The 19,154-nt window shown below is 67.8% G+C and carries 20 protein-coding genes and 1 riboswitch; of the genes, 8 read left to right on the top strand and 12 right to left on the bottom strand.

Features of this window, described 5'->3' with window-relative positions:
* Positions 1 to 8 precede the first annotated feature (8 nt).
* The 6 genes from hemC to hemE all read right to left on the bottom strand — a co-directional run bounded on the left by hemC (position 9) and on the right by hemE (position 6,640).
* Complete coding sequence (hemC, locus tag GK109_RS16760; protein WP_321213970.1) at positions 9 to 1,007, bottom strand: hydroxymethylbilane synthase; 999 nt, start codon at positions 1,005 to 1,007, stop codon at positions 9 to 11.
* Positions 1,004 to 2,272 (bottom strand): ferrochelatase, encoded by a 1,269-nt coding sequence (locus GK109_RS16755; protein ID WP_157241724.1) that lies wholly within the window; start codon positions 2,270 to 2,272, stop codon positions 1,004 to 1,006. The genes hemC and GK109_RS16755 overlap by 4 nt, the downstream gene beginning before the upstream one ends.
* Positions 2,269 to 2,970: a hydrogen peroxide-dependent heme synthase gene (gene hemQ, locus GK109_RS16750; protein WP_157241723.1), complete on the bottom strand. Its 702-nt coding sequence runs from the start codon at positions 2,968 to 2,970 to the stop codon at positions 2,269 to 2,271. The genes GK109_RS16755 and hemQ overlap by 4 nt, the downstream gene beginning before the upstream one ends.
* Positions 2,971 to 3,086: 116 nt before the next feature.
* The gene (locus GK109_RS16745; RefSeq protein ID WP_157241722.1) at positions 3,087 to 3,977 is read right to left on the bottom strand and encodes a hypothetical protein; all 891 of its coding nucleotides are present in this window, start codon (positions 3,975 to 3,977) and stop codon (positions 3,087 to 3,089) included.
* A 106-nt stretch (positions 3,978 to 4,083) separates the two neighbouring features.
* A complete protein-coding gene (gene hemG / locus GK109_RS16740) occupies positions 4,084 to 5,541 on the bottom strand; it encodes a protoporphyrinogen oxidase (protein ID WP_157241721.1) in 1,458 nt (485 codons plus the stop codon).
* A gap of 4 nt (positions 5,542 to 5,545) precedes the next feature.
* Complete coding sequence (hemE, locus tag GK109_RS16735; RefSeq protein ID WP_157241720.1) at positions 5,546 to 6,640, bottom strand: uroporphyrinogen decarboxylase; 1,095 nt, start codon at positions 6,638 to 6,640, stop codon at positions 5,546 to 5,548.
* Positions 6,641 to 6,798: 158 nt separating this feature from the next.
* On the opposite strand from hemE, the gene GK109_RS16730 reads away from it, so the two are divergent.
* Complete coding sequence (locus GK109_RS16730) at positions 6,799 to 8,115, top strand: glutamyl-tRNA reductase (RefSeq protein ID WP_323056608.1); 1,317 nt, start codon at positions 6,799 to 6,801, stop codon at positions 8,113 to 8,115.
* A 200-nt stretch (positions 8,116 to 8,315) separates the two neighbouring features.
* Here GK109_RS16730 and moeB read toward each other — a convergent pair whose 3' ends face one another.
* A complete protein-coding gene (gene moeB / locus GK109_RS16725) occupies positions 8,316 to 9,515 on the bottom strand; it encodes a molybdopterin-synthase adenylyltransferase MoeB (protein WP_157241719.1) in 1,200 nt (399 codons plus the stop codon).
* 83 nt (positions 9,516 to 9,598) lie between these two features.
* Here moeB and GK109_RS16720 point away from each other — a divergent pair, with 83 nt between their 5' ends.
* The 3 genes from GK109_RS16720 to GK109_RS16710 are packed head-to-tail and all read left to right on the top strand — an operon-like array spanning position 9,599 to position 10,881.
* Positions 9,599 to 10,264: a TetR/AcrR family transcriptional regulator gene (locus GK109_RS16720; protein WP_104998498.1), complete on the top strand. Its 666-nt coding sequence runs from the start codon at positions 9,599 to 9,601 to the stop codon at positions 10,262 to 10,264.
* Between the two features lie 49 nt (positions 10,265 to 10,313).
* Complete coding sequence (locus tag GK109_RS16715; RefSeq protein WP_321213976.1) at positions 10,314 to 10,538, top strand: DUF3107 domain-containing protein; 225 nt, start codon at positions 10,314 to 10,316, stop codon at positions 10,536 to 10,538.
* Between the two features lie 40 nt (positions 10,539 to 10,578).
* On the top strand, positions 10,579 to 10,881 hold the full coding sequence (locus tag GK109_RS16710) for a hypothetical protein (RefSeq protein WP_157241716.1): 303 nt from the start codon (positions 10,579 to 10,581) through the stop codon (positions 10,879 to 10,881).
* Between the two features lie 92 nt (positions 10,882 to 10,973).
* Here the strand turns inward: GK109_RS16710 and GK109_RS16705 are convergent, their stop codons facing one another.
* The 4 genes from GK109_RS16705 to thiO form a co-directional block, all read right to left on the bottom strand.
* The gene (locus GK109_RS16705; RefSeq protein ID WP_370460653.1) at positions 10,974 to 11,312 is read right to left on the bottom strand and encodes a 4a-hydroxytetrahydrobiopterin dehydratase; all 339 of its coding nucleotides are present in this window, start codon (positions 11,310 to 11,312) and stop codon (positions 10,974 to 10,976) included.
* Between the two features lie 43 nt (positions 11,313 to 11,355).
* Complete coding sequence (locus GK109_RS16700) at positions 11,356 to 12,171, bottom strand: thiazole synthase (protein ID WP_157241714.1); 816 nt, start codon at positions 12,169 to 12,171, stop codon at positions 11,356 to 11,358.
* A 5-nt stretch (positions 12,172 to 12,176) separates the two neighbouring features.
* Positions 12,177 to 12,413 carry a sulfur carrier protein ThiS gene (gene thiS / locus GK109_RS16695; RefSeq protein ID WP_157241713.1) on the bottom strand — a complete coding sequence of 79 codons (237 nt, stop codon included), beginning with the start codon at positions 12,411 to 12,413 and terminating at the stop codon, positions 12,177 to 12,179.
* Complete coding sequence (gene thiO / locus GK109_RS16690; RefSeq protein WP_157241712.1) at positions 12,410 to 13,735, bottom strand: glycine oxidase ThiO; 1,326 nt, start codon at positions 13,733 to 13,735, stop codon at positions 12,410 to 12,412. Before thiO ends, thiS begins: the two co-directional genes overlap by 4 nt.
* Positions 13,730 to 13,847, bottom strand: a riboswitch (TPP riboswitch). (Overlaps the previous gene by 6 nt.)
* 28 nt (positions 13,848 to 13,875) lie before the next feature.
* Here thiO and thiE point away from each other — a divergent pair.
* Positions 13,876 to 14,631, top strand: coding sequence for a thiamine phosphate synthase (gene thiE, locus GK109_RS16685; protein WP_157241711.1), 756 nt, complete (start codon positions 13,876 to 13,878; stop codon positions 14,629 to 14,631).
* A gap of 76 nt (positions 14,632 to 14,707) precedes the next feature.
* The gene (locus GK109_RS16680) at positions 14,708 to 16,228 is read left to right on the top strand and encodes an RNB domain-containing ribonuclease (protein ID WP_321213982.1); all 1,521 of its coding nucleotides are present in this window, start codon (positions 14,708 to 14,710) and stop codon (positions 16,226 to 16,228) included.
* Between the two features lie 137 nt (positions 16,229 to 16,365).
* Here GK109_RS16680 and GK109_RS16675 read toward each other — a convergent pair whose 3' ends face one another.
* A complete protein-coding gene (locus GK109_RS16675) occupies positions 16,366 to 16,506 on the bottom strand; it encodes a hypothetical protein (protein ID WP_157241710.1) in 141 nt (46 codons plus the stop codon).
* Positions 16,507 to 16,532: 26 nt separating this feature from the next.
* Here GK109_RS16675 and GK109_RS16670 point away from each other — a divergent pair, with 26 nt between their 5' ends.
* Positions 16,533 to 18,224 carry a DEAD/DEAH box helicase gene (locus GK109_RS16670; RefSeq protein WP_323056614.1) on the top strand — a complete coding sequence of 564 codons (1,692 nt, stop codon included), beginning with the start codon at positions 16,533 to 16,535 and terminating at the stop codon, positions 18,222 to 18,224.
* A gap of 8 nt (positions 18,225 to 18,232) precedes the next feature.
* Positions 18,233 to 19,105 (top strand): site-specific DNA-methyltransferase, encoded by an 873-nt coding sequence (locus GK109_RS16665; protein ID WP_157241709.1) that lies wholly within the window; start codon positions 18,233 to 18,235, stop codon positions 19,103 to 19,105.
* The last annotated feature ends 49 nt before the right edge of the window (positions 19,106 to 19,154 follow it).

The raw sequence follows: 19,154 nt of genomic DNA, 5'->3' as shown, positions 1-19,154 counted from the left end.
GGCCGGGATCAGGAAGCCTGCAGGTCCGCTATGTCAGCGGCGCCGGCGGCCAGGAGTGCTTCGGCAAGTTCGATGCCGAGCAGCGTGGCACCCACCTCTGTCAGGCCGTCGGTGGCGCGCTTGTCCCGGACCGAGGCGGTGCCGTCCACGGCACATACCGCCGCCTCCAGGTGGAGCAGGCTGCCCTTGCGGTAAGCGTAGGCGCCGACGGGCGCCGCGCATCCGGCCTCAAGCCGTGCAAGCAGGGCCCGTTCCGCCGTGACGGCAAGCCGGGTGTCCGGATCATCCAGCGCAGCCAGCGCCTGCGCCAGGACTTCCTTCGAACCTTCTGCGAAGCCGGGCCTCGGCGGAGCGTCCGCGGTGCGGCACTCGATGGCGAGCGCGCCCTGGCCTGCAGCGGGCAGCATAACGTCCGTTTCGAGGAACTCGCTGACCGTATCCAGGCGGCTGATGCGTTCCAGGCCTGCGGCTGCGAGAACCACGGCATCCAGGTCGCAGGACTTGCCCGGAACCACGTCGCTGACGGTGTTGCCCGGCAACCCGGGAACCCGCCCCAGGCGGGTGTCCACGTTGCCGCGGATGTCCACGATCTCCAGGTCCGGGCGGGCGGTGCGGAGCTGGGCTGCGCGCCGGGGCGAACCGGTACCCACCCTGGCACCTGCGGGAAGGTCAGCCAGTTTCAGCCCGTCGCGGGCACACAGGACGTCGCGGACATCGACGCGCCGCGGGGTGGCCGCGAGGCTGAGCCCCACTGCCGCCCCGGTGGGCAGGTCCTTGAGCGAGTGGATCGCAACGTCGCATTCATTGCGCAGCAGCGCATCACGCAGGGCGGCAACGAAGACCCCGGTGCCCCCCATCTGCGAGAGCGAGCCGGTGAGGACGTCGCCGTCGGTCCTGATGTGGACGAGTTCCACCGGGAAGCCTCCGACGGCGGCAAGCTGGTCTGCCGTCTGCTGCGTCTGGGTGAGCGCCAGCTTGCTGGCACGGGTGCCGATGCGGACCGTCACTGCTGCGGCGCTCCCCCGGAAGAGGCCGGCTGCCCCGTCCCGGCTTCGCCGGGATAGGGGTCGTGCCCGGTGCCAACGGTGGTGTCTGCTCCGGCGATGGTGGGCTTCTCGCCACGGAAGTTCTGGCAGCATCCCGGCCGGCAGACGTCGTACCAGGGACCGAGGTCCGTCAGCGCCGGACGGCCGCTGATGTTGTTCGCCACGGTGCGTTCGGAGATCAGGTCCACCAGGCCGTTGACGAATTTGCGGTGCGTGCCCGGCGTGGGGACGCGGGTGGCGGCGAGTCCAAGCTTGGCGCAGGTTTCCAGGGCTTCGGTGTCAAGGTCCCAGACAACTTCCATGTGGTCGCTGACGAACCCCAGCGGCACAATGACGATGCCCTTGACGCCCTGGCCGGCCAGCTCCTCGATGGCGTCATTGATGTCCGGCTCAAGCCATGGCACGTGCGGAGCGCCGGAGCGTGACTGGTACACCAGGGACCAGGGGGCGGTCAGGCCGGTTTCGTCCTTGACGCGCTGGATGACGGCATCCGCGGTGGCAAGGTGCTGGGCCACGTAGGCCGAGCCTTCCTCGAACTCGCGGGGTTCGCCTTCGGACCGGCCGGCCGCTTCCGCGTCCCGGGTGGGAATGGAGTGGGTGGCGAACAGGATCTGGACGGGCGCATCGGGAGTGCCGGCCGCTGCGAGCTTTTCCCGGACGTCGGCGAGGCCTGCAGCGGTGCCCTCAATGAAGGGCTCCACGAAGCCGGGGTGGTCGAAGTACTGGCGCACCTTGTCCACTTCCAGCCGGCCGTCCAGGCCGGTCTCCGTCAAGGCCATGCCGATGTCCTCGCGGTACTGGCGGCAGCTGGAGTAACAGGAGTAGGCACTCGTGGTGATCATCAGCAGGCGGCGGTGGCCGGCGTCGTACGCGTCCTGCAGGGTCTGCGGGATGTACGGTGCCCAGTTGCGGTTGCCCCAGAGGACGGGCAGGTCGATCCCCCGGGCGGCGAGTTCCGCCTCCAGGGCAGCCTTGAGCTCGCGGTTCTGCTGGTTGATGGGACTGATGCCGCCGTTGGCGCGGTAGTGGTGCGAGACCTCTTCCAGCCGTTCGTCCGGGATGCCCCGGCCGCGGGTGACGTTGCGGAGGAAGGGGATGACGTCCTCCTGGCCTTCCGGCCCGCCGAAGGAGGCGAGGAGCACGGCGTCGTAGTTCTTCGGCGCCATCCGCCCGGCTTCGGTGACCGGATTGACGGCGGCGGCGTTGCTGGAAACCGGCAGGTTCATGCGAGCACCTCCGCCACTTCGGCCGGGGAGATCCGGCGTCCGGTGTAGAACGGGACTTCCTCACGGACGTGGTTGCGGGCCTCGGTGTTGCGCAGGTGGCGCATCAGGTCCACCAGGTCCACCAGTTCCGGGGCCTCAAGGCCCAGGATCCATTCCCAGTCGCCCAGGGCGAACGAAGAAACGGTGTTGGAGATGACCTGCGGGAACTCCCGGCCCAGGAGGCCGTGCTCGCGAAGCATGGCGCCACGCTCGTCCTCGGGGAGGATGTACCACTCGTAGGACCGGACGAAGGGGTAGACGCACAGCCACTCCGCCGGCGCAACCCCACGGGAGAACGCCGGGGTGTGGTTCTTCGCAAACTCGGCCTCGCGGTGCACGCCCATGGCGGACCACACAATCTCTGTGCCGGCAAACAGGCTGCAGCGGCGGATGTCCCGGATGGCCTGCTGCAGGGCTTCCGGCTTCGGGCCGTGGAGCCACACCATGACGTCGGCGTCAGCCCGCATCGCGGAGACGTCGTAGCTTCCGCGGTGGGTCACCCCGGCGTGGGCAAGCCGTTCCAGCAGGGTCTCGAAGTCAGCGGCGGCGTCGGCGCTGCGGATCAGGTTTTCGGAGCGCTTGAATACCGTCCAGAGGGTGAAAAACTGCTCGGCTGATTCTTCGGTTTTAGTGACAGATTCGGCAGAAGTGTGGCTCATGGTTACAAGTTTGCCCCCTTCTGCCCACCAAGGCGAAACCAGCGACTTCTACAAGCGGTAGAAGTGATTAAAGTCACGCCGGCGCCGGGACTGCATGCGGCATCCGCCGGTTTCGGCTACGGCTTCCGCATTCGGAAGTAGGCTGCACCGGCCGCGGCAGCCAGGCCCACCAGGCCAACGCCGAGCCCGACCATCACGGCTTCCAGTTCCGGCTGCGACTTGACGATGGCGCCAACGCTCTGCGCCGCGCTGCGGGGGACGCCCGCGGCCTGCGGGGCGGGGCCTCCGGCTTCCTGTGGTGCGGCGGCAGCCTGCGTTGCGGCCGCGGGTACCGGCGCTTCAGCCCCGGCCACGGATTCCCCGCCGGGCCCGGCCTGGCCGGCTCCGCTTTCGCCTGCCGGCAGTTCCATCGCGGGCGGGTTTCCGCCGGCTGCCGCGGCGCCGTTCACCTCTCCGGCAGATTCCGACGACGGCACGGGCACCGTACCCGGAGCCGCGGCCTGGGCAGCGGTTTCCGGGGTGGGGGCGGCAGGAGCCTCGGCTGCGGGAAGTTCCTGGGCCTGGGACTCCGGCGATGGCGAGGATGGCACCGGAACGATTACTGCCGGAGCCGTCGCGGCCGGGAGAAGCGGAACGTCCGACGGCGTCGGGAGTGGTATCGACGGCAAGGGTGCCGGAAGTGCCAAGGAAGCTGTCGTGGGAGCCGTGGTCACGGCCGGCGCCAGCGAAGTCGTGACCACCGGCAGGAGCGCTGTGGGGACGGACAATACCGAAAGGGTGGCCGCCTGCCGCGCTTCCTTCCCATCCCGGCCCTGGCCCGTGGCGTCCTGGCCCGGGCCGGCATCGACGCCGGATTGCGGATTCCCGTCATCACCGTGGGATGCCGGAACGCCTGTTGCAAGGACCAGTACCGCTCCGACTGCCGCAGCCGCAGTGCCGCGCCGGAGCCCCCCATGGATACCGGTCCGGGATGTGAAAAGTTCGGACCTGATGTAAACCATAGTCATCGACCCTAGCCATATCGGAAGGGGAAACGGAAACCGGCGAAGTACCCGGCCGCAACGCCTGTGGGGCGCCGTAATGCCCTGCTGCGCCGCTGACCAGCGGCAACATTTAGCGGGCCAGGGCCCGGATCTGTTCGTTCGTGTCGGACACCACGGCGGCAAGCCCGTTGCCGGCCACCCAGCCTCCCACCACGGCCAGGTTCCCCGCCGACGCGCAGGCTTCCCGGATTTCGGCCACCCGCGCTTTATGGCCTACGGCGGCGAAGGGCAGCGACCCGCGCCAGCGGACCACGTCCCAGTCCAGCAGGTTTTCCCTGGTGATGGGGACGCCCAGCAGGGCCCGGGCATCTCGCAGCGACGCGGCCAGGAGTCCTTCATCCGTGTCCGGGCCACCGGACTGTTCCCCGGCACCGTCCACGCGCCCGTACGAGAGCCGGACCACGTGCCGCCCCGGCCCGGCGGCATCGGCCAGCCAGTCCCACTTTCCGGTCGCGTGCGTCAGTGCCTTCGCTTCAATACCGGGAGTCTGCGGTGCCACCAGGACGCCTGAGCCGCGCGGCCGGCGGTCAAGTTCATGGCCGGCCAGGACCAGCGTGACAAGCTTGACGTCCGGGCCTGCCGGCGGCCGCTTCCCTGCAAGGCCGGGCACCGCGTCTTCAAGCAGTCCGACGGCGGCCGGACCGTCCACTGCCACTACCAGCAGGCCGGCGTCGAACGTTGCTCCTGCCGACCTGACGCGCCAGCCTTCAGGGGTGCGGATCACAGACTCGGCCGGGGTGCCGGGCAGCAGCCTGACTCCCCGGCGGCGGAGGTCGGAGACCAGGGCGGAAATGAGCGTGTGCATGCCGCCCTCCAGCCCCGCAACCGCGGAGCCTGCCTTGGCCGGACCGGCAGGGGCCGGCGTGTCCCCCTGCGCGGCAGGAGCAGCCCCCATGCGGCGCTGGGCGGAGACGGCGGCGGCCAGGGACCCGTGCCGCCGCAGCCCCTCGCGCAGCCCGGGTGCCACCATGTCGACGTCGAGCATCCCGGGATCCGCCGAGTGGACGCCGCCCACAACCGGCGCCACCAGCCGCTCCAGGACACGGGTGCCCATGCGCGCCTTGACCAGTGCCGAGACACTGATAACGTCCGCTGTGGTCCCAACCGAAGCCGGGAGGAACTTATCAAGGGAGGCCCGGAGGGTGCCGATGAGGCCGAGCGAACGCCGGACTTCGGGATCCCACGGGTTGGCCGGAATTCCCAGCACACCTGTCTTCGGCAACTCGCGCGGGCCGTCCGGGAGCTGGACCCAGGCACCCCCCGGGCGGGGCGGCACGATCTTGGCCGACAGTCCCAGCTCAGCGGCCAGCGCTGAGACAGCGTCGGACCGGGTGGCGAAGGATTCGGCGCCGCTGTCAAGGGTCAGGCCGGCCACCGTGTGGCTGCCCACGCAGCCGCCCCATTCAGCTCCGGCTTCAAGGAGCGTCACCTGGTACCCGGCGGACGCCAGCCCGCGGGCGGACAGCAGTCCCGAGATGCCGCCGCCCAGCACCAGTGCCGTCCCGGTTGTTGCCGACGTACTGCCCATCGGCCTACTCCGGGGAGATGGAGTGGATAAGTTCAACCACGCGGGTGAGGACGGCGGGGTCCGTCTCCGGCGGGACGCCGTGCCCCAGGTTGACCACGTGCCCGGGAGCAGCCGCGCCTGCGGCTATGACGTCGCGGACGTGGGCCTCAAGGATTTCCCACGGAGCAGGGAGCAGGGCGGGGTCGATGTTTCCCTGCAGCGGCACCGTGCCGCCCAGCCGGCGGTTCGCCTCATCGAGCGGAAGCCGGTAGTCCACGCCCACAACGTCCACACCCACATCCCGCATTGCCACCAGGAGCTCTGACGTTCCGGTGCCGAAGTGGATCAGCGGCGCCCCGAGGTGCCGGACATGGTCCAGGGCGCGGCCCGAGGCCGGCGCCACGTACTTCGTGTAGTCCGCCAGGCCCAGGGAACCGGCCCAGGAGTCAAAGAGCTGGGCCGCCGAGGCACCGGCCTCAAGCTGTGCCTGGAGGAACATTCCGGAGGCGTCCGCGGCCCAGTTGGCCAGGGCGTGCCAGGTTTCCGGATCAGCGTGCATCATGGTGCGCGGACCCAGGTGGTCGCGGGACGGCTTTCCCTCCACCATGTAAGCGGCAAGGGTAAAGGGTGCGCCCGCAAAGCCGATCAACGGTGTCTTGCCGAGCTCGGCCACGGTGAGGCGGACCGCTTCACGGATGGGTTCCAGCGATTCCCAGGTGAGCTGCGGCAGCGCCGCCACGTCCGCAGCAGTGCGGACCGGGGTGTCCAGGACCGGCCCCACGCCCGGAACGATGTCCACGCCCACGCCGGCGAGCTTCAGGGGAATGACGATGTCGGAGAAGAAGATGCCGGCGTCAACGTCGTGGCGGCGGACGGGCTGGAGGGTGATCTCGGAAGCCAGTTCGGGGCGCAGGCAGGAGTCCAGCATGGCGACGCCTTCGCGGACCTTCAGGTACTCCGGCAGTGAACGTCCGGCCTGGCGCATGAACCAGACGGGACGCCGGGACGGCTTGCCTCCGCGGTAGGCCGTGATGAGGGGTGAGTCTGCGGTGCGGCCATCCACCAGCGGGTGGTCTGCGGCGAGGACGCCGGCAGCGGATGTGGCGGGGCTGGAAGTCATGCCTTTGATTGTGCCGAAAAATGACTCCAAAAGATAACGACAAAGTGTCACGCGGGAGCCCTGCCACCGCGCCGTGGCAGGAATCACAGCCCGCGCTCCCGTCCGGCAGCCCGGGGAGTTGTTCTACCGAGTAACGAAAAAGCTATGATTGACCTGCTGTGGTTCTTTTTTCATTGGTGGCTACACACGCCGACATCGATCTTGAGACCGTTGCTCAGTTGAGCAACGGTTCTTCGGAGATCGCCACATCCGCCCTCTCCGGATCGACGGCAGTGACGGGTGCGATTGTCCTTGCCACCTGCAACCGCTACGAAATCTACGGCGAAGCCGCCCGGCCTGACGATGTGGAGGCGGCCCGCGCCGCCCTGGTGGCCAAGATCAGCGAAACCAGCGGACTGAGCGAACCGCTCGTCTCACGCTCCTTCAGCACCCGCACGGGTCCTGAAGTCAGCCAGCACCTCTTTGCCGTCAGCGCCGGCCTGGACTCCGCAGTGGTCGGAGAGCGGGAGATCGCCGGACAGGTACGGCGCGCACTGATCACCGCCCAGCATGAAGGCACGGCAAGCTCCGGTTTGGTCCGGCTTTTCCAGGCGGCGTCCAAGACCGCCAAGGACGTGGGAGCACAGACTGCCCTCGGTTCCCGTGGCCTCTCGATCGTTTCCGTCGCACTCGACCTGGCCACTGATCTTTCCGAAAACCCGGACTGGACCAGCAAGAAGGTTGTGGTCTTCGGTACCGGCGCCTACGCCGGGGCCACCATGGCGCTCCTGCGTGAACGCGGCTGCACCGACATCTCGGTTTTCTCCTCGTCCGGCCGCGCCGAAGGATTTGTTGCCACCCGCGGCGGCACGGCGCTGGACGCCGATTCACTCCGGCCGGCGGTCGCGGCAGCAGACGTGATGATCGGCTGCAGCGGTTCCGACACCCGGGTGGAGGCCGACGAGCTGGCCGAAGTCCGGGCCGACTCCCCGCAGCCCCTGATCGCCATCGACCTTGCGCTCACCCACGACTTCGATCCGGGGGTCGGCGAGCTTGACGGCGTGGAGCTGCTCACCCTGGAATCGGTCCGCCTCGCCGCACCCCAGGAACAGGCCGAGTCGCTTGCCCAGGCCAGCGGAATCGTCAGCGGCGCCGCCAAGGCGTTCGAGCAGGAACGCGAGGCCCGCTCCGTGGATTCCGCGATCGTTGCGCTCCGCCGCCACACCATGAGCGTCCTGGACTCCGAAATGGAAAAAGTCCGGGCCCGGCACGGCTGCACCGCCGCTGCCGAGGAAGTGGAGTTCGCACTCCGCCGCATGGTCAAGCAGCTTCTCCATGTGCCCACGGTGCGGGCCCGCGAACTTGCCGCCAACGGCCAGCAGGATGACTACGTGGCCGCCCTGGAAGCCCTCTACGGCATCACCGTGGAGCAGCCGGCATCGGTGGCGCCGCAGGCCGAATGCCCGGTGGACCACCGGGGCCTCGAAACCGCCTGACCGCGCCTCCCGCCGCGCGGACCCTCTCTCACTTAATGCCCCTTTCCCGGCGATGCTCTCTCACTTAATGCGCCTTTTCCGGCGATGCTCTCTCACTTGCCTCAGGAAAGTGAGAGAGCATCCCTCAAAACAGCGCATTAAGTGCGAGAGCGTCGTGTTAGAAGGGACGTCAAGTGAGAGAGGGCTGAAAGGGGCGGGGATCAGTAAACGGGCTTGTGGGGTTCCACCTCGCGCACCCAGGCGAGGATGCCGCCGTCGAGATGGCTCACCCGCTGGTAGCCCGCCTTCTGCGCCGCGGCGAGCACATTGGCCGAACGCGACCCGGCCTTGCAGTGGAACACAATGTCCCTGTCCTGCGGGAGCTCATTCCACGCCTCGCCTGCAAGGATCCGGCCCTGCGGGATGAGCTTCGCGCCGTCGATCCGGACGATGTCGAACTCCCCCGATTCGCGGACGTCCACCAGCTCAAAGTCCTTCAGCCCCGCCTTGCGCGCGGCGAGCATGGTGGCCAGCTGGGTGGCCGTGACGGTGTGCTCCGTGTCGGAGGGGGCCGCCGGCGTGACGCCACAGAAGGCCTCGTAGTCGGTCAGCTCCGTGATGGGCGCGGCCGCGGGGTCCTTTGAAACACGGATCTCGCGCCAGCTTCCGCCCAAGGCGTCAAACAGTGCCACACGGCCCAACAGGGAACGTCCGACGCCGGTAATCAGCTTGACTGCCTCCGTCACCATAAGCGATCCCACGGCTGCGCACAGCATGCCGAACACGCCGCCCTCGCCGCACGAGGGCACCGAGCCTGCCGGCGGCGCCTCAGGGTAGAGATCCCGATAGGTGGGCCCGAACTTCTCCCAGAAGACACTCACCTGGCCGTCGAACCGGAAGATGGAACCCCAGACGTAGGGTTTGCCCAGGATGGCGGCGGCGTCGTTGACCAGGTAGCGGGTGGCGAAGTTGTCCGCGCCGTCGAGGATCAGGTCGTAGCCGGCGAACAGCTCCAGCGCGTTGGACGCGTCCAGCCGGACATTGTGCAGCCGCACGTCCACCAGCGGGTTGAGGGCCGCGATGGCGTCCCGGGCGGACTCGATTTTGGGGCGGCCAACATCCGCCACGCCATGGATGACCTGGCGCTGCAGGTTGCTAAGGTCAACGTCGTCGTCGTCGATGATTCCCAGCGTTCCGACGCCGGCGGCCGCAAGATACAGGAGTGCCGGGGAGCCGAGCCCGCCGGCACCGATAACGAGCACTTTCGCATTCTTGAGCCGCCGCTGACCCACCGAGCCGATCTCGGGGATGATGAGGTGCCGGGAATAGCGCTCCACCTCGGCAGGGGTAAGGTCCGGGCCCGGTTCCACCAGCGGATCCAATGACACGGGTGAAACATTTGCGGTGAATGTCGAAGCCATACTTCAATGTATCCCCCGGATACTGCCGGGTCATATTACCCCGCAGTAAAGTGGAAGTAACTGCAACGGAAAGTAGGACAACTGTGGTCCATGAAGCACGGGCTGACCGCCCGTCAGCCGCCGAACCGCAAACTCCCCCGCGTCCCGCGGGTCAGCGGTCGGCCAGGCTTCCGCGTGACGAGCGGCGCGCGCAGCTCCTCAACGCAGCCCAGGAAGTCTTCGTGGCCAACGGGTACCACGGCGCGGCCATGGACGAGATTGCCGAGACGGCGCACGTCAGCAAACCCGTCCTTTACCAGCATTTTCCCTCAAAACGCGAGCTGTACCTCGCCTTGCTTGAAAGCCATCTGGCCTCCCTCACCGAACTGATGCTGGGTGCGCTGAACTCCACCACCGATAACGACGAACGCGTTCAGGCCGTCATGCGCGCCTACTTCCAGTTCATCGCCAGCGATGACCAGGCCCACCGGCTGGTGTTTGAGTCCGACCTGATCAACGATCCCGACGTCAGCTCGCGGCTGGAGACGTTCAACAGGACATTTGCCGATGCCATCGCCCGCGTCATCGCCGAGGACACCAAGCTCCCCCATCTCGAAGCGCAGTTGCTGGGCCGGGGACTGGCCGGGATGGCGCAGGTCAGTGCCAGGTACTGGCTTGAAACGGACGGCAACCTGGACATCAATGTGGCCAGCGACCTCATCTACCGTTTAGCTTGGCGCGGAATCTCGCGCTTCCCCAAAGAGTCCTAGACTACAAATAAGACATCACCAACGAACTTTGACTGGCTGGGAGGCCCCTGTGGAAATTAAGATCGGCGTTCAGAATGTTGCCCGCGAAATTGTGCTCGAATCAACCGAGGACGCGGCTTCTGTGGCCAAGGTCGTGGGGGAAGCCATCACCGCGGGCAGCGAACTTCGCCTGAAGGATGAAAAGGGACGCGTGATCATTGTTCCCGGAAATGCGCTCGGCTACGTGGAAATCGGCGCAGAAGAGGCACGGCGCGTAGGTTTCGGCCAGTTCTAGCGGCCGGCCGAAAAACCGCGTCCGAAGCCCAAGGAGATCCATGCTTTCGCTGACCATCGTTGTACTGGCTGCCGCCGCGGCAGGCTTCATCATCTGGGCAAACGACAAGCGGCACGCCAAGTATGGCGCAGGCCTGCCCGCCGGGGTCGCCGTAGCAATGGCGGCTTTGAGCTGGATTGTCCTGATGGCGGCCGGTTTCGGCTACCTGCCAGGGCTGACCTGGATCCCGTGGGTCCTGCCCATCGTGCTGGGCGCCGGCGCCGCAACAGGAGCAGCCGTGTATCTTGGCCGCACGCGTGCGCGCCGGGACGCCGAAAGGCTTACGGCGATCCTCCGGGCATAGGGCCGGCGCAAGGCAACCGGCAGCAGTGGCCGCCATCCCGCCAGGGGTGGCGGCCACTGCTGCTTAGGGACCAGTGGCTGGTGGCGAGGCTACTAACGCCCCGGCCCGTACTTCGCCGGCTCGGCCACGGCCCCCGACGCTGCCGCAGCTTCACTTGCTCCCGCAGCTGCCGCGATGTCCCGGTCAGTCACCTGTCCCCCGGCGTCGTGGGACGTGTAGCGGATAAAGACGCGGTTGTAACGCCAGTCGAGGTCGGGATGGTGGTTTTGTTCCTCGGCCAGACGTCCGACGGCGGCAATCAGCTCAAGTGCGGCAACCGCCGTCGGCATCTTGAAGACAGTGACCAATCCGCCATTGTCGGCCCGCCAATCAGGCAGTCCAGCCAAGGCTTCGTCGATTCGTTCCGGGGGAAGGGCGTCTTTGCCGGCCACTGCTGCTCCTTGAATCAAGGCGCCGGCCGGCGGAAAGCGGGCCCTACAGGAACTCGGCCCGGCCTTCCATCGCCGACGACGCCAGCGCGTGTTCACGGCGAGGTATGCGACCTGCCGCTTTCGCCAGCCTACCTGCGATGACGGCGTGCTTGAAGGCGGCGCCCATCATGGCCGGGTCCTGTGCCCGGGTCACCGCCGTGGCCAGGAGCACGGCATCACATCCGAGTTCCATCGCGAGGGCGGCGTCGGACGCCGTGCCGATTCCCGCATCCAGCACCACCGGAACCGAGGCCCGGGACACGATGAGCTCGATGTTGTGCGGGTTGAGGATGCCCAGGCCGGTGCCAATGGGCGAGCCGAGCGGCATGACCGCGGTAGCTCCCAGGTTCTCGAGCCGAAGCGCCAGGACGGGGTCGTCATTGGTGTACGCAAAAACCTTGAACCCCCGGTTGACCAGCTGTTCGGTGGCATCCACGAGTTCCACGGCATCCGGCAGGAGGGTGTGTTCGTCAGCGATGACTTCCAGCTTCACCCAGTCGGTTTCCAGGGCCTCCCTGGCGAGCTCCGCGGTGAGGACGGCGTCCCGGGCGGTGAAGCACCCCGCCGTGTTGGGCAGGACCTTGATGCCGTGGTCCAGGAGGAGCTGGAAAAGCGAGCCTGCCTCCTGGGGCGAATAGCGGCGCATGGCCACGGTGGTGAGGGAGGTGCCGGAGGCCAGGAGCGCGGCGCCGAGGCCGTCAAGGCTGGGCGCGCCGCCCGTGCCCATGATGAGCCGGGACGCGAGCGCGACGCCGTCGATCACCAGGGGATCATGAAGGTCCGGCCGGGTGCCGTCGAGGGTGCTGCGGGTTTCCGTCATGGTGTTCAGCCTCCCTGTACTGCCGTGACAAGTTCGACGTCGTCACCCTCGGAGAGTGCGGTAGCGAACCACTGGCTCCGGGGCACCACCTGGGCGTTGCGCGCAACGGCGACGCCCAATTTCCGGCCGTCGGTTGCGTGGCCGTCAGCGGCCAGTGCGCGGCCGGTGACCTCGGTGACGAGCGTGGTGATGGACGCGCCGTCGGCGACTGTATGTCCGGTTCCGTTCAGGGTGATGTTCATGCTGTCTCCTTGGGGTTGGGTAGGGTGGCCGCTGCAGCAGGCCGAACGGCGACGCCGGAAAAGCGGCCGGGATTGAAGGGTGCCCAGCGGGGGTCCTCCCTGCCTTCGAGCAGGTCCCGGCATATCGCGGCCGCTGCCGGGGTGAGGAGGACGCCGTGGCGGAAGAAGCCGGTGGCAATGATGAGCCCTTCCACGTGGCTTTGCCCTGAAGGGCCGTCCTTCAGGGGGACCCGCCCGAGCAGCGGGGCGTTGTCAGGTGTGCCGGGACGGGCCCGGGCTGTGCATTCCAGCAGCTCAAGTTCCGCCACCGCAGGCACCAGGACCTGGGCGTCGCGCAGCAACTGGTAGACGCCCCCTGCCGACACTGCCCCCGCGCTGGTTCCGCTGTCCTTCCCCAGTGCGTCCTCACGCTGCGTTGCCCCGATCACCACGGTGCCGTCCTGCCGGGGGACGATGTACACAGGGATCCCGCGGACCAGTCCGCGGACGGTGGAGGTCAGCAGCGGCTGGAGGTGGGCGGGGACGGCGAGGCGAAGGATGTCACCGTGGACCGGCCGCAACGGCAGGTGCAGCTTTTCCGGCAGCCCGGTCAGGGCCGCAGCGTGCAGTCCATTGGCCACTACGGTCTCCCTGGCCGCCACCGTTCCTCCGCCCTCCAGCGTGACACCGGCGACGGCTCCGTCCCGCCAGAGCAGGCCCGCTGCCCGGTCCGGCACGGCGTAGCCCTCGGCGGCTCCGGCCACGAAGCTTCTGCCGCTACCAGTTCCGCCGGCGTGCCGGGCCAGGGCACGGCGGAAGCAGGCGACCAGCAGCCTGGGGTTCACCTGGTGGTCCGCCGGTGTATTCAGCGCCGAGGCAATGGCCGGGCTCAACAGCGGCTCCCGGCGCCGGGCTTCACGGATGGTGAGGGGCTCAACCGTCAGTCCATTGGCCTGCTGCACCTCGCGCAGGTCCAGCAGCGCCTGCCGGTCCGCAGCGTCGGCACCCACGGCGAGGGTCGGCGTCGTAAGATACCCGGGATCCGAACCGGCAGCCGCGGCAAGGCCAGCGGCGAAACCCGGCCAGCGCCCGGAGGCCTCCAGCATGAGCTCCAGGAGGTCCTCCTCCTGGTAATGCAGTTCGCTCACCGGGGCAAGCATCCCCGCCGCGGCCCAGCTGGCACCGGAGCCGGGGGCGTCATCGATTACCACCGCTGAATGTCCGGACCGCCTCGCCTCCCAGGCGATGCCGTGGCCGATGACTCCCCCGCCGATGACCGCAACGTCGGCCTCCAGTGCGGAGCCGGGCGCGGGCCGGTACGGGGCGTCGAGCGCATTGGGCATAAGTGTCTCCTTCCCTACGCCGGTATTAGCCGGATCAGGTCAAGCGGTCGGCTCTGACGCCCTCTCAGCCCGGCGCTTTATGACAGCTGCCGCGGCTCCCGCAGTACGAGGCCCAGTGTAGAGGAACTAGGCTGGCACCCATGAATGTGTCCCACCCTCCTGCCGCTGCATCCCCCGTCCCGGCTACCGACGCCTTTCTCAACGCCGAAGGCAGTTCCGGCGTGCAGGCCGCACGCCTTTACCTCTGCACGGACGCGCGCCGGGAGCGGGGCGATTTCGGGCAGTTCGTCGATGCCGCCTTCGCGGGCGGGGTGGACATCATCCAGCTGCGGGACAAGTCCATCGAAGCCGCCGAGGAGCTGGAGCTCCTGGCCGTACTCAAGGAATCGGCGGTGCGGCACGGCCGGCTGTGGGCGGTGAATGACAGGGCGGACATCGCCGTGCTGTCCGGAGCCCCGGTGTTCCATATCGGCCAAAAGGACCTGCCCCTCAAGGCGGCCCGGACGCTGTTGAACGGCAACGCGGCCATCGGCCTGTCCAGCCACAGCCCGGAGCAGGTGGACGCCGCCCTGGCTGCCGCCGCCGGCCCCTCGGCGCTGGACTACTTCTGCGTGGGGCCGCTGTGGGCAACACCCACCAAGCCCGGACGGGCCGCCGTCGGGCTTGACCTGGTGAGGTACGCCGCCGCGGCTGTTGCCGGGGCGGACGGGGAGGAGGACACGCCCGACGGCGGTGTCCCCTGGTTCGCGATTGGCGGCATCGACCACTCCAACGTCGAAGAGGTGGTGGAAGCCGGCGCACGCCGGATCGTGGTGGTCCGGGCCATTACCGAGGCTGACGATCCGGCCGCGGCCGCCGCTTCGCTCCTCAGCGCCCTGGACGCCGCCCGCCCATAATCCCGCGCCGGAACTGCCGTGCCTCTCCGGGCCGCTTCCGTGCACTATTGACGAAATTCGGGCTACGCTGATTTTCGTGTCACACCATCGGCTGGCCCCCAATGTCCACGAGCACACCAACGCACTCGAAGCGGCGCTGGGCGCGCTCCGGAGTGAGCTTGAGCTGCCGGGCGCCTACCCTGATGATGCCGTGAAGGACGCCGAGGCCGCCGTGTCCGCATTGCAGCTGCCGTCCCATGACCTGACTTTCGTTGAATTCATTACCATCGATCCGGCATCGTCCACCGACCTGGACCAGGCGCTGTTCATCGAGCGGGACGGCAACGGCTACCACGTTCTCTACGCCATCGCCGACGTGCCGGCGTTTGTTACTCCCGGCGGCCCGCTGGACGCTGAGACGCGGCGTCGGGGACAGACTTTTTACACGCCGGACGGCCGCATACCGCTGCATCCCGAAGTCATCAGCGAGGGGGCGGGAAGCCTCCTGCCGGGACAGGACTGTTCCGCGTTCGTGTGGGACTTCCGTCTTGACGTTGACGCGGAGGTCACGGCCGTGGCCGTGCGGCGTGCCCGGATGCGCAGCCGCACCAAGCTCAGCTACAAAGGCGCCCAGGCGGAACTGGACGCCGGCAGCCCTTCCCCTGTGCTGCGCCTCCTTAAAGAGGTGGGGCTCAAGCGCGTGGAGCTGGAGCGCGCCCGGGAGGGTGCCAGCCTGAACATGCCGGACCAGGAGATTGTCCAGCTTCCCGACGGCGGCTACCGGATTGCCGCCGCCCCGCAGCTGCCCGTGGAGGACTGGAACGCACAGATATCGCTGATGACCGGCATGGCAGCCGCACAGCTCATGCTGGCCGGGAAAGTGGGCATCCTGCGCACCATGCCGGCCCCGGACGAGCGTTCCCTGAACCATTTCCGGCTGCAGACAGAGGCCCTCGGAAAGCCCTGGGACGGCGAAGTCAGTTACGGCGAATACCTCCGCAGCCTGGACCCCACCCATCCCCGCCAGCTCGCAATCCTCCACTCCGCAGGGATGCTCTTCCGTGGGGCCGCCTATACGGCCTTTGACGGCACCGTCCCGGATGACGCCGTTCAGTCCGCCATCGGCGCCGCGTACGCCCATACCACCGCCCCGCTTCGCCGCCTGGTGGACCGCTTCGTGCTGGTCACCTGCGAGGCCTTGAGCAATGGCGGCGAGGTGCCCGCGTGGGTGCGGGACGCCCTGCCGTCGCTTCCCGAGATCATGGCGGGCTCGGACCAGCTGGCGTCCCGGATGGAGCGAATGGCGCTGGACACGGTGGAGGCGGCACTGTTGATCAACCACATCGGACAGGAGTTCGACGCGATCGTGATTTCAGGGTCGAAGCCCCAGAAGGAGAACGGGAACGGCGGCCTGAGCCGGAACGGCAACGGCAAGGGCAAAAACGGCAACGGCAAGAACGGCAACGGCGGCTCCGGGATCATCCAGATCGCCGAACCTGCAGTGACAGCGCGCTGCGCCGGTGAGTTGGAGGCCGGAACCAAGGTCCGGGTGCGCCTCATGTCCTCGGACATCGCTACCCGTGAAGTGCATTTCGAGCTGGTGCCGAAGGCGCCGTGACCCGGGGCGGTTTTGTGGCATATCCGGCCCGCAGTGCGGGCAAAAGCCGGATTTCGGTGCCCTTGCGGCTAGACTGAAGAGGTAGAAATGGATGCCCGGTCGTTGATTTCCTTGATTTGAAACCAACAAGCCCGCCCCTACGCGATCTTGAGAACCACCCGCTGGTCACCAGTGCCAGCATAAAGATAGCCCGCGATCGGCTTCCACTGGAATTGCTTGCGCGCCTGAGCGTGCTCCGGAACGGCCTGCCGGCCGGCCCGTTGAGCAGGCAGCGCCATTGCCCAAATGAATAAGGAAACTCCACGTGAGTGAATTGCATACCCACCAGCTTCTGACGGACGACTCCGGCACCGAAACGCTTGAGCCCGAAGAAACCATCATCTCCGACGAGAAGCCGCACGAGATTGAGGAGAAGTCCTTCGCGGACTTCAACGTCCGCGCCGACATCGTGGAGTCCCTGGCCGACGCCGGCATTACCCACCCCTTCCCCATCCAGGCCATGACCCTGCCGGTTGCCCTCTCCGGACACGACATCATCGGCCAGGCCAAGACCGGCACAGGCAAGACCCTGGGCTTCGGCATCCCCGCCCTGCAGCGGGTAGTGGGCCGGGACGACGCCGGCTACGAAAAGCTTGCCGTCCCGGGTGCACCGCAGGCACTGGTCATCGTCCCCACCCGTGAACTGGCGGTACAGGTGGCCAACGACCTGCAGACTGCATCCCGCAAGCGGAACGCGCGCATCGCCACCATCTACGGCGGCCGGGCCTACGAGCCCCAGGTGGAAGCCCTGAAGAACGGCGTGGAGGTTGTGGTGGGTACCCCCGGGCGCCTCATCGACCTCTTCAAGCAGAAGCACCTGAGCCTGAAGAACGTCAAGGTCGTCATCCTGGACGAGGCCGACGAAATGCTTGACCTCGGCTTCCTGCCTGACGTCGAGACCCTGATCGCGGCCACGCCGGCGGTCCGCCAGACCCTGCTGTTCTCCGCCACCATGCCCGGCCCCGTCATTGCCATGGCCCGGCGGTACATGACCCAGCCCACCCACATCCGTGCTGCTGATCCGGATGATGAAGGCCTCACCAAGCGCGATATCCGCCAGCTGATCTACCGCGCGCACAGCATGGACAAGATCGAGGTTGTCGCCCGCATCCTGCAGGCCCGCGGCCGCGGCCGGACCATCATCTTCACCAAGACCAAACGCACTGCCGCCAAGGTTGCCGAGGAACTCGTGGACCGGGGCTTCGCGGCCGCCGCCATCCACGGCGACCTCGGCCAGGGCGCCCGCGAGCAGGCCCTCCGGGCCTTCCGCAACAACAAGGTGGACGTCCTGGTGGCAACCGACGTCGCCGCGCGCGGCATCGACGTCGACGACGTCACCCACGTCATCAACTACCAGTGCGTGGAAGACGAAAAAATCTACCTGCACCGCGTGGGCCGGACCGGCCGCGCCGGCAATAAGGGCACCGCTGTCACCTTCGTGGACTGGGACGACATGCCCCGCTGGGGACTGATCAACAAGGCCCTGGGCCTGAGCGTGCCGGAGCCTGTGGAGACCTACTCGTCTTCCCCGCACCTCTTTGAAGACCTGGACATTCCCGAGGGCACCAAAGGCCGGCTCCCGCGCGACAAGCGCACCCTGGCCGGAGTTGACGCCGAAGTCCTGGAAGACCTGGGCGAAACGGGCAAAAAGAACGCCCGCGGGGGCCGCGACGCCGGCAGTTCCCGCGACCGCGACGGCCGGGGACGCGACAGCCGGGACCGCGGCGCCAAGCGCGAAGGCGGGCGCAGCGGCGACTCCGCTGCCCGCACAGGTGAGCGCCGCCGTCGTACGTCCGAGCCTGCCGCAGCTCCCGTCACTGCCGGTGATGCCAACGCCGGTGCAGGCGAAGCAGAGCAGCCCTCCCGCACCCGCCGCCCCCGCACGCGCACCCGCCGCCGCAACGGCGAGGTAGTGGGCGCCGACAAGGCCACGCAGCCCGGCAGCACCGAGGCCTAAACCCCTCCATGACTGACACTGTCTGGGCGCCGGACGGCAGCAGCCTGGTGGTCCACGCGGACAACGCGGACTTCCTTCCCTCGCTGCCGGACGGCGCCTTCACACTGATATACGTGGATCCGCCGTTCAACACCGGCCGGGCCCAACGGCGCCAGCAGACCACCATGGTGGCCAATGCGGACGGCGCCGGCGACCGCGTCGGATTCAAGGGGCGCTCCTACGACACCATCAAGGGCGCGCTCCACCGGTATGACGACGCGTTCAGCGACTACTGGTCCTTCCTGGAGCCCCGGCTCGTGGAAGCGTGGCGCCTGCTGGCCGATGACGGCACCCTCTACCTGCACCTCGACTACCGCGAGGTGCACTACGCCAAAGTGATGCTGGATGCCATCTTTGGCCGCGAGTGCTTCCTGAACGAGATCATCTGGGCCTACGACTACGGAGCCCGCGCCAAGAACCGCTGGCCCACCAAGCACGACAACATCCTGGTGTATGTCAAGAACCCGGCGAAGTACCACTTCGACAGCGCGGAGGTGGACCGCGAGCCGTACATGGCACCGGGCCTTGTGACGCCCGCCAAGCGCGAACTGGGGAAACTGCCCACCGACGTCTGGTGGCACACCATCGTCTCCCCCACCGGCAAGGAGAAAACCGGATACCCGACGCAAAAGCCCGAGGGCCTGGTCCGCCGGGTGGTTGCCGCCTCAAGCAGGCCCGGAGACTGGTGCCTGGACTTCTTTGCCGGCTCCGGGACCCTGGGTGCAGTGGCGGCCAAGATGGACCGGAAGTTCGTGTGCGTGGACCAGAACCAGCCGGCGATCGACATCATGGCCAGGCGCCTGGGTGCCCACGCGGAGCTCACCGCGTTCCCGCCCAACTAGGTAGCGCCAAGTGTCGTTTTGACCCAGCAAAACGACACCTAGCGCGACT

The organism is Pseudarthrobacter sp. GA104 (assembly GCF_009741265.1).
Taxonomy (GTDB): domain Bacteria; phylum Actinomycetota; class Actinomycetes; order Actinomycetales; family Micrococcaceae; genus Arthrobacter.
The sequence above is the reverse complement of the archived record's forward strand: the minus strand, read 5'-3'. Positions and strand labels throughout refer to the sequence as shown.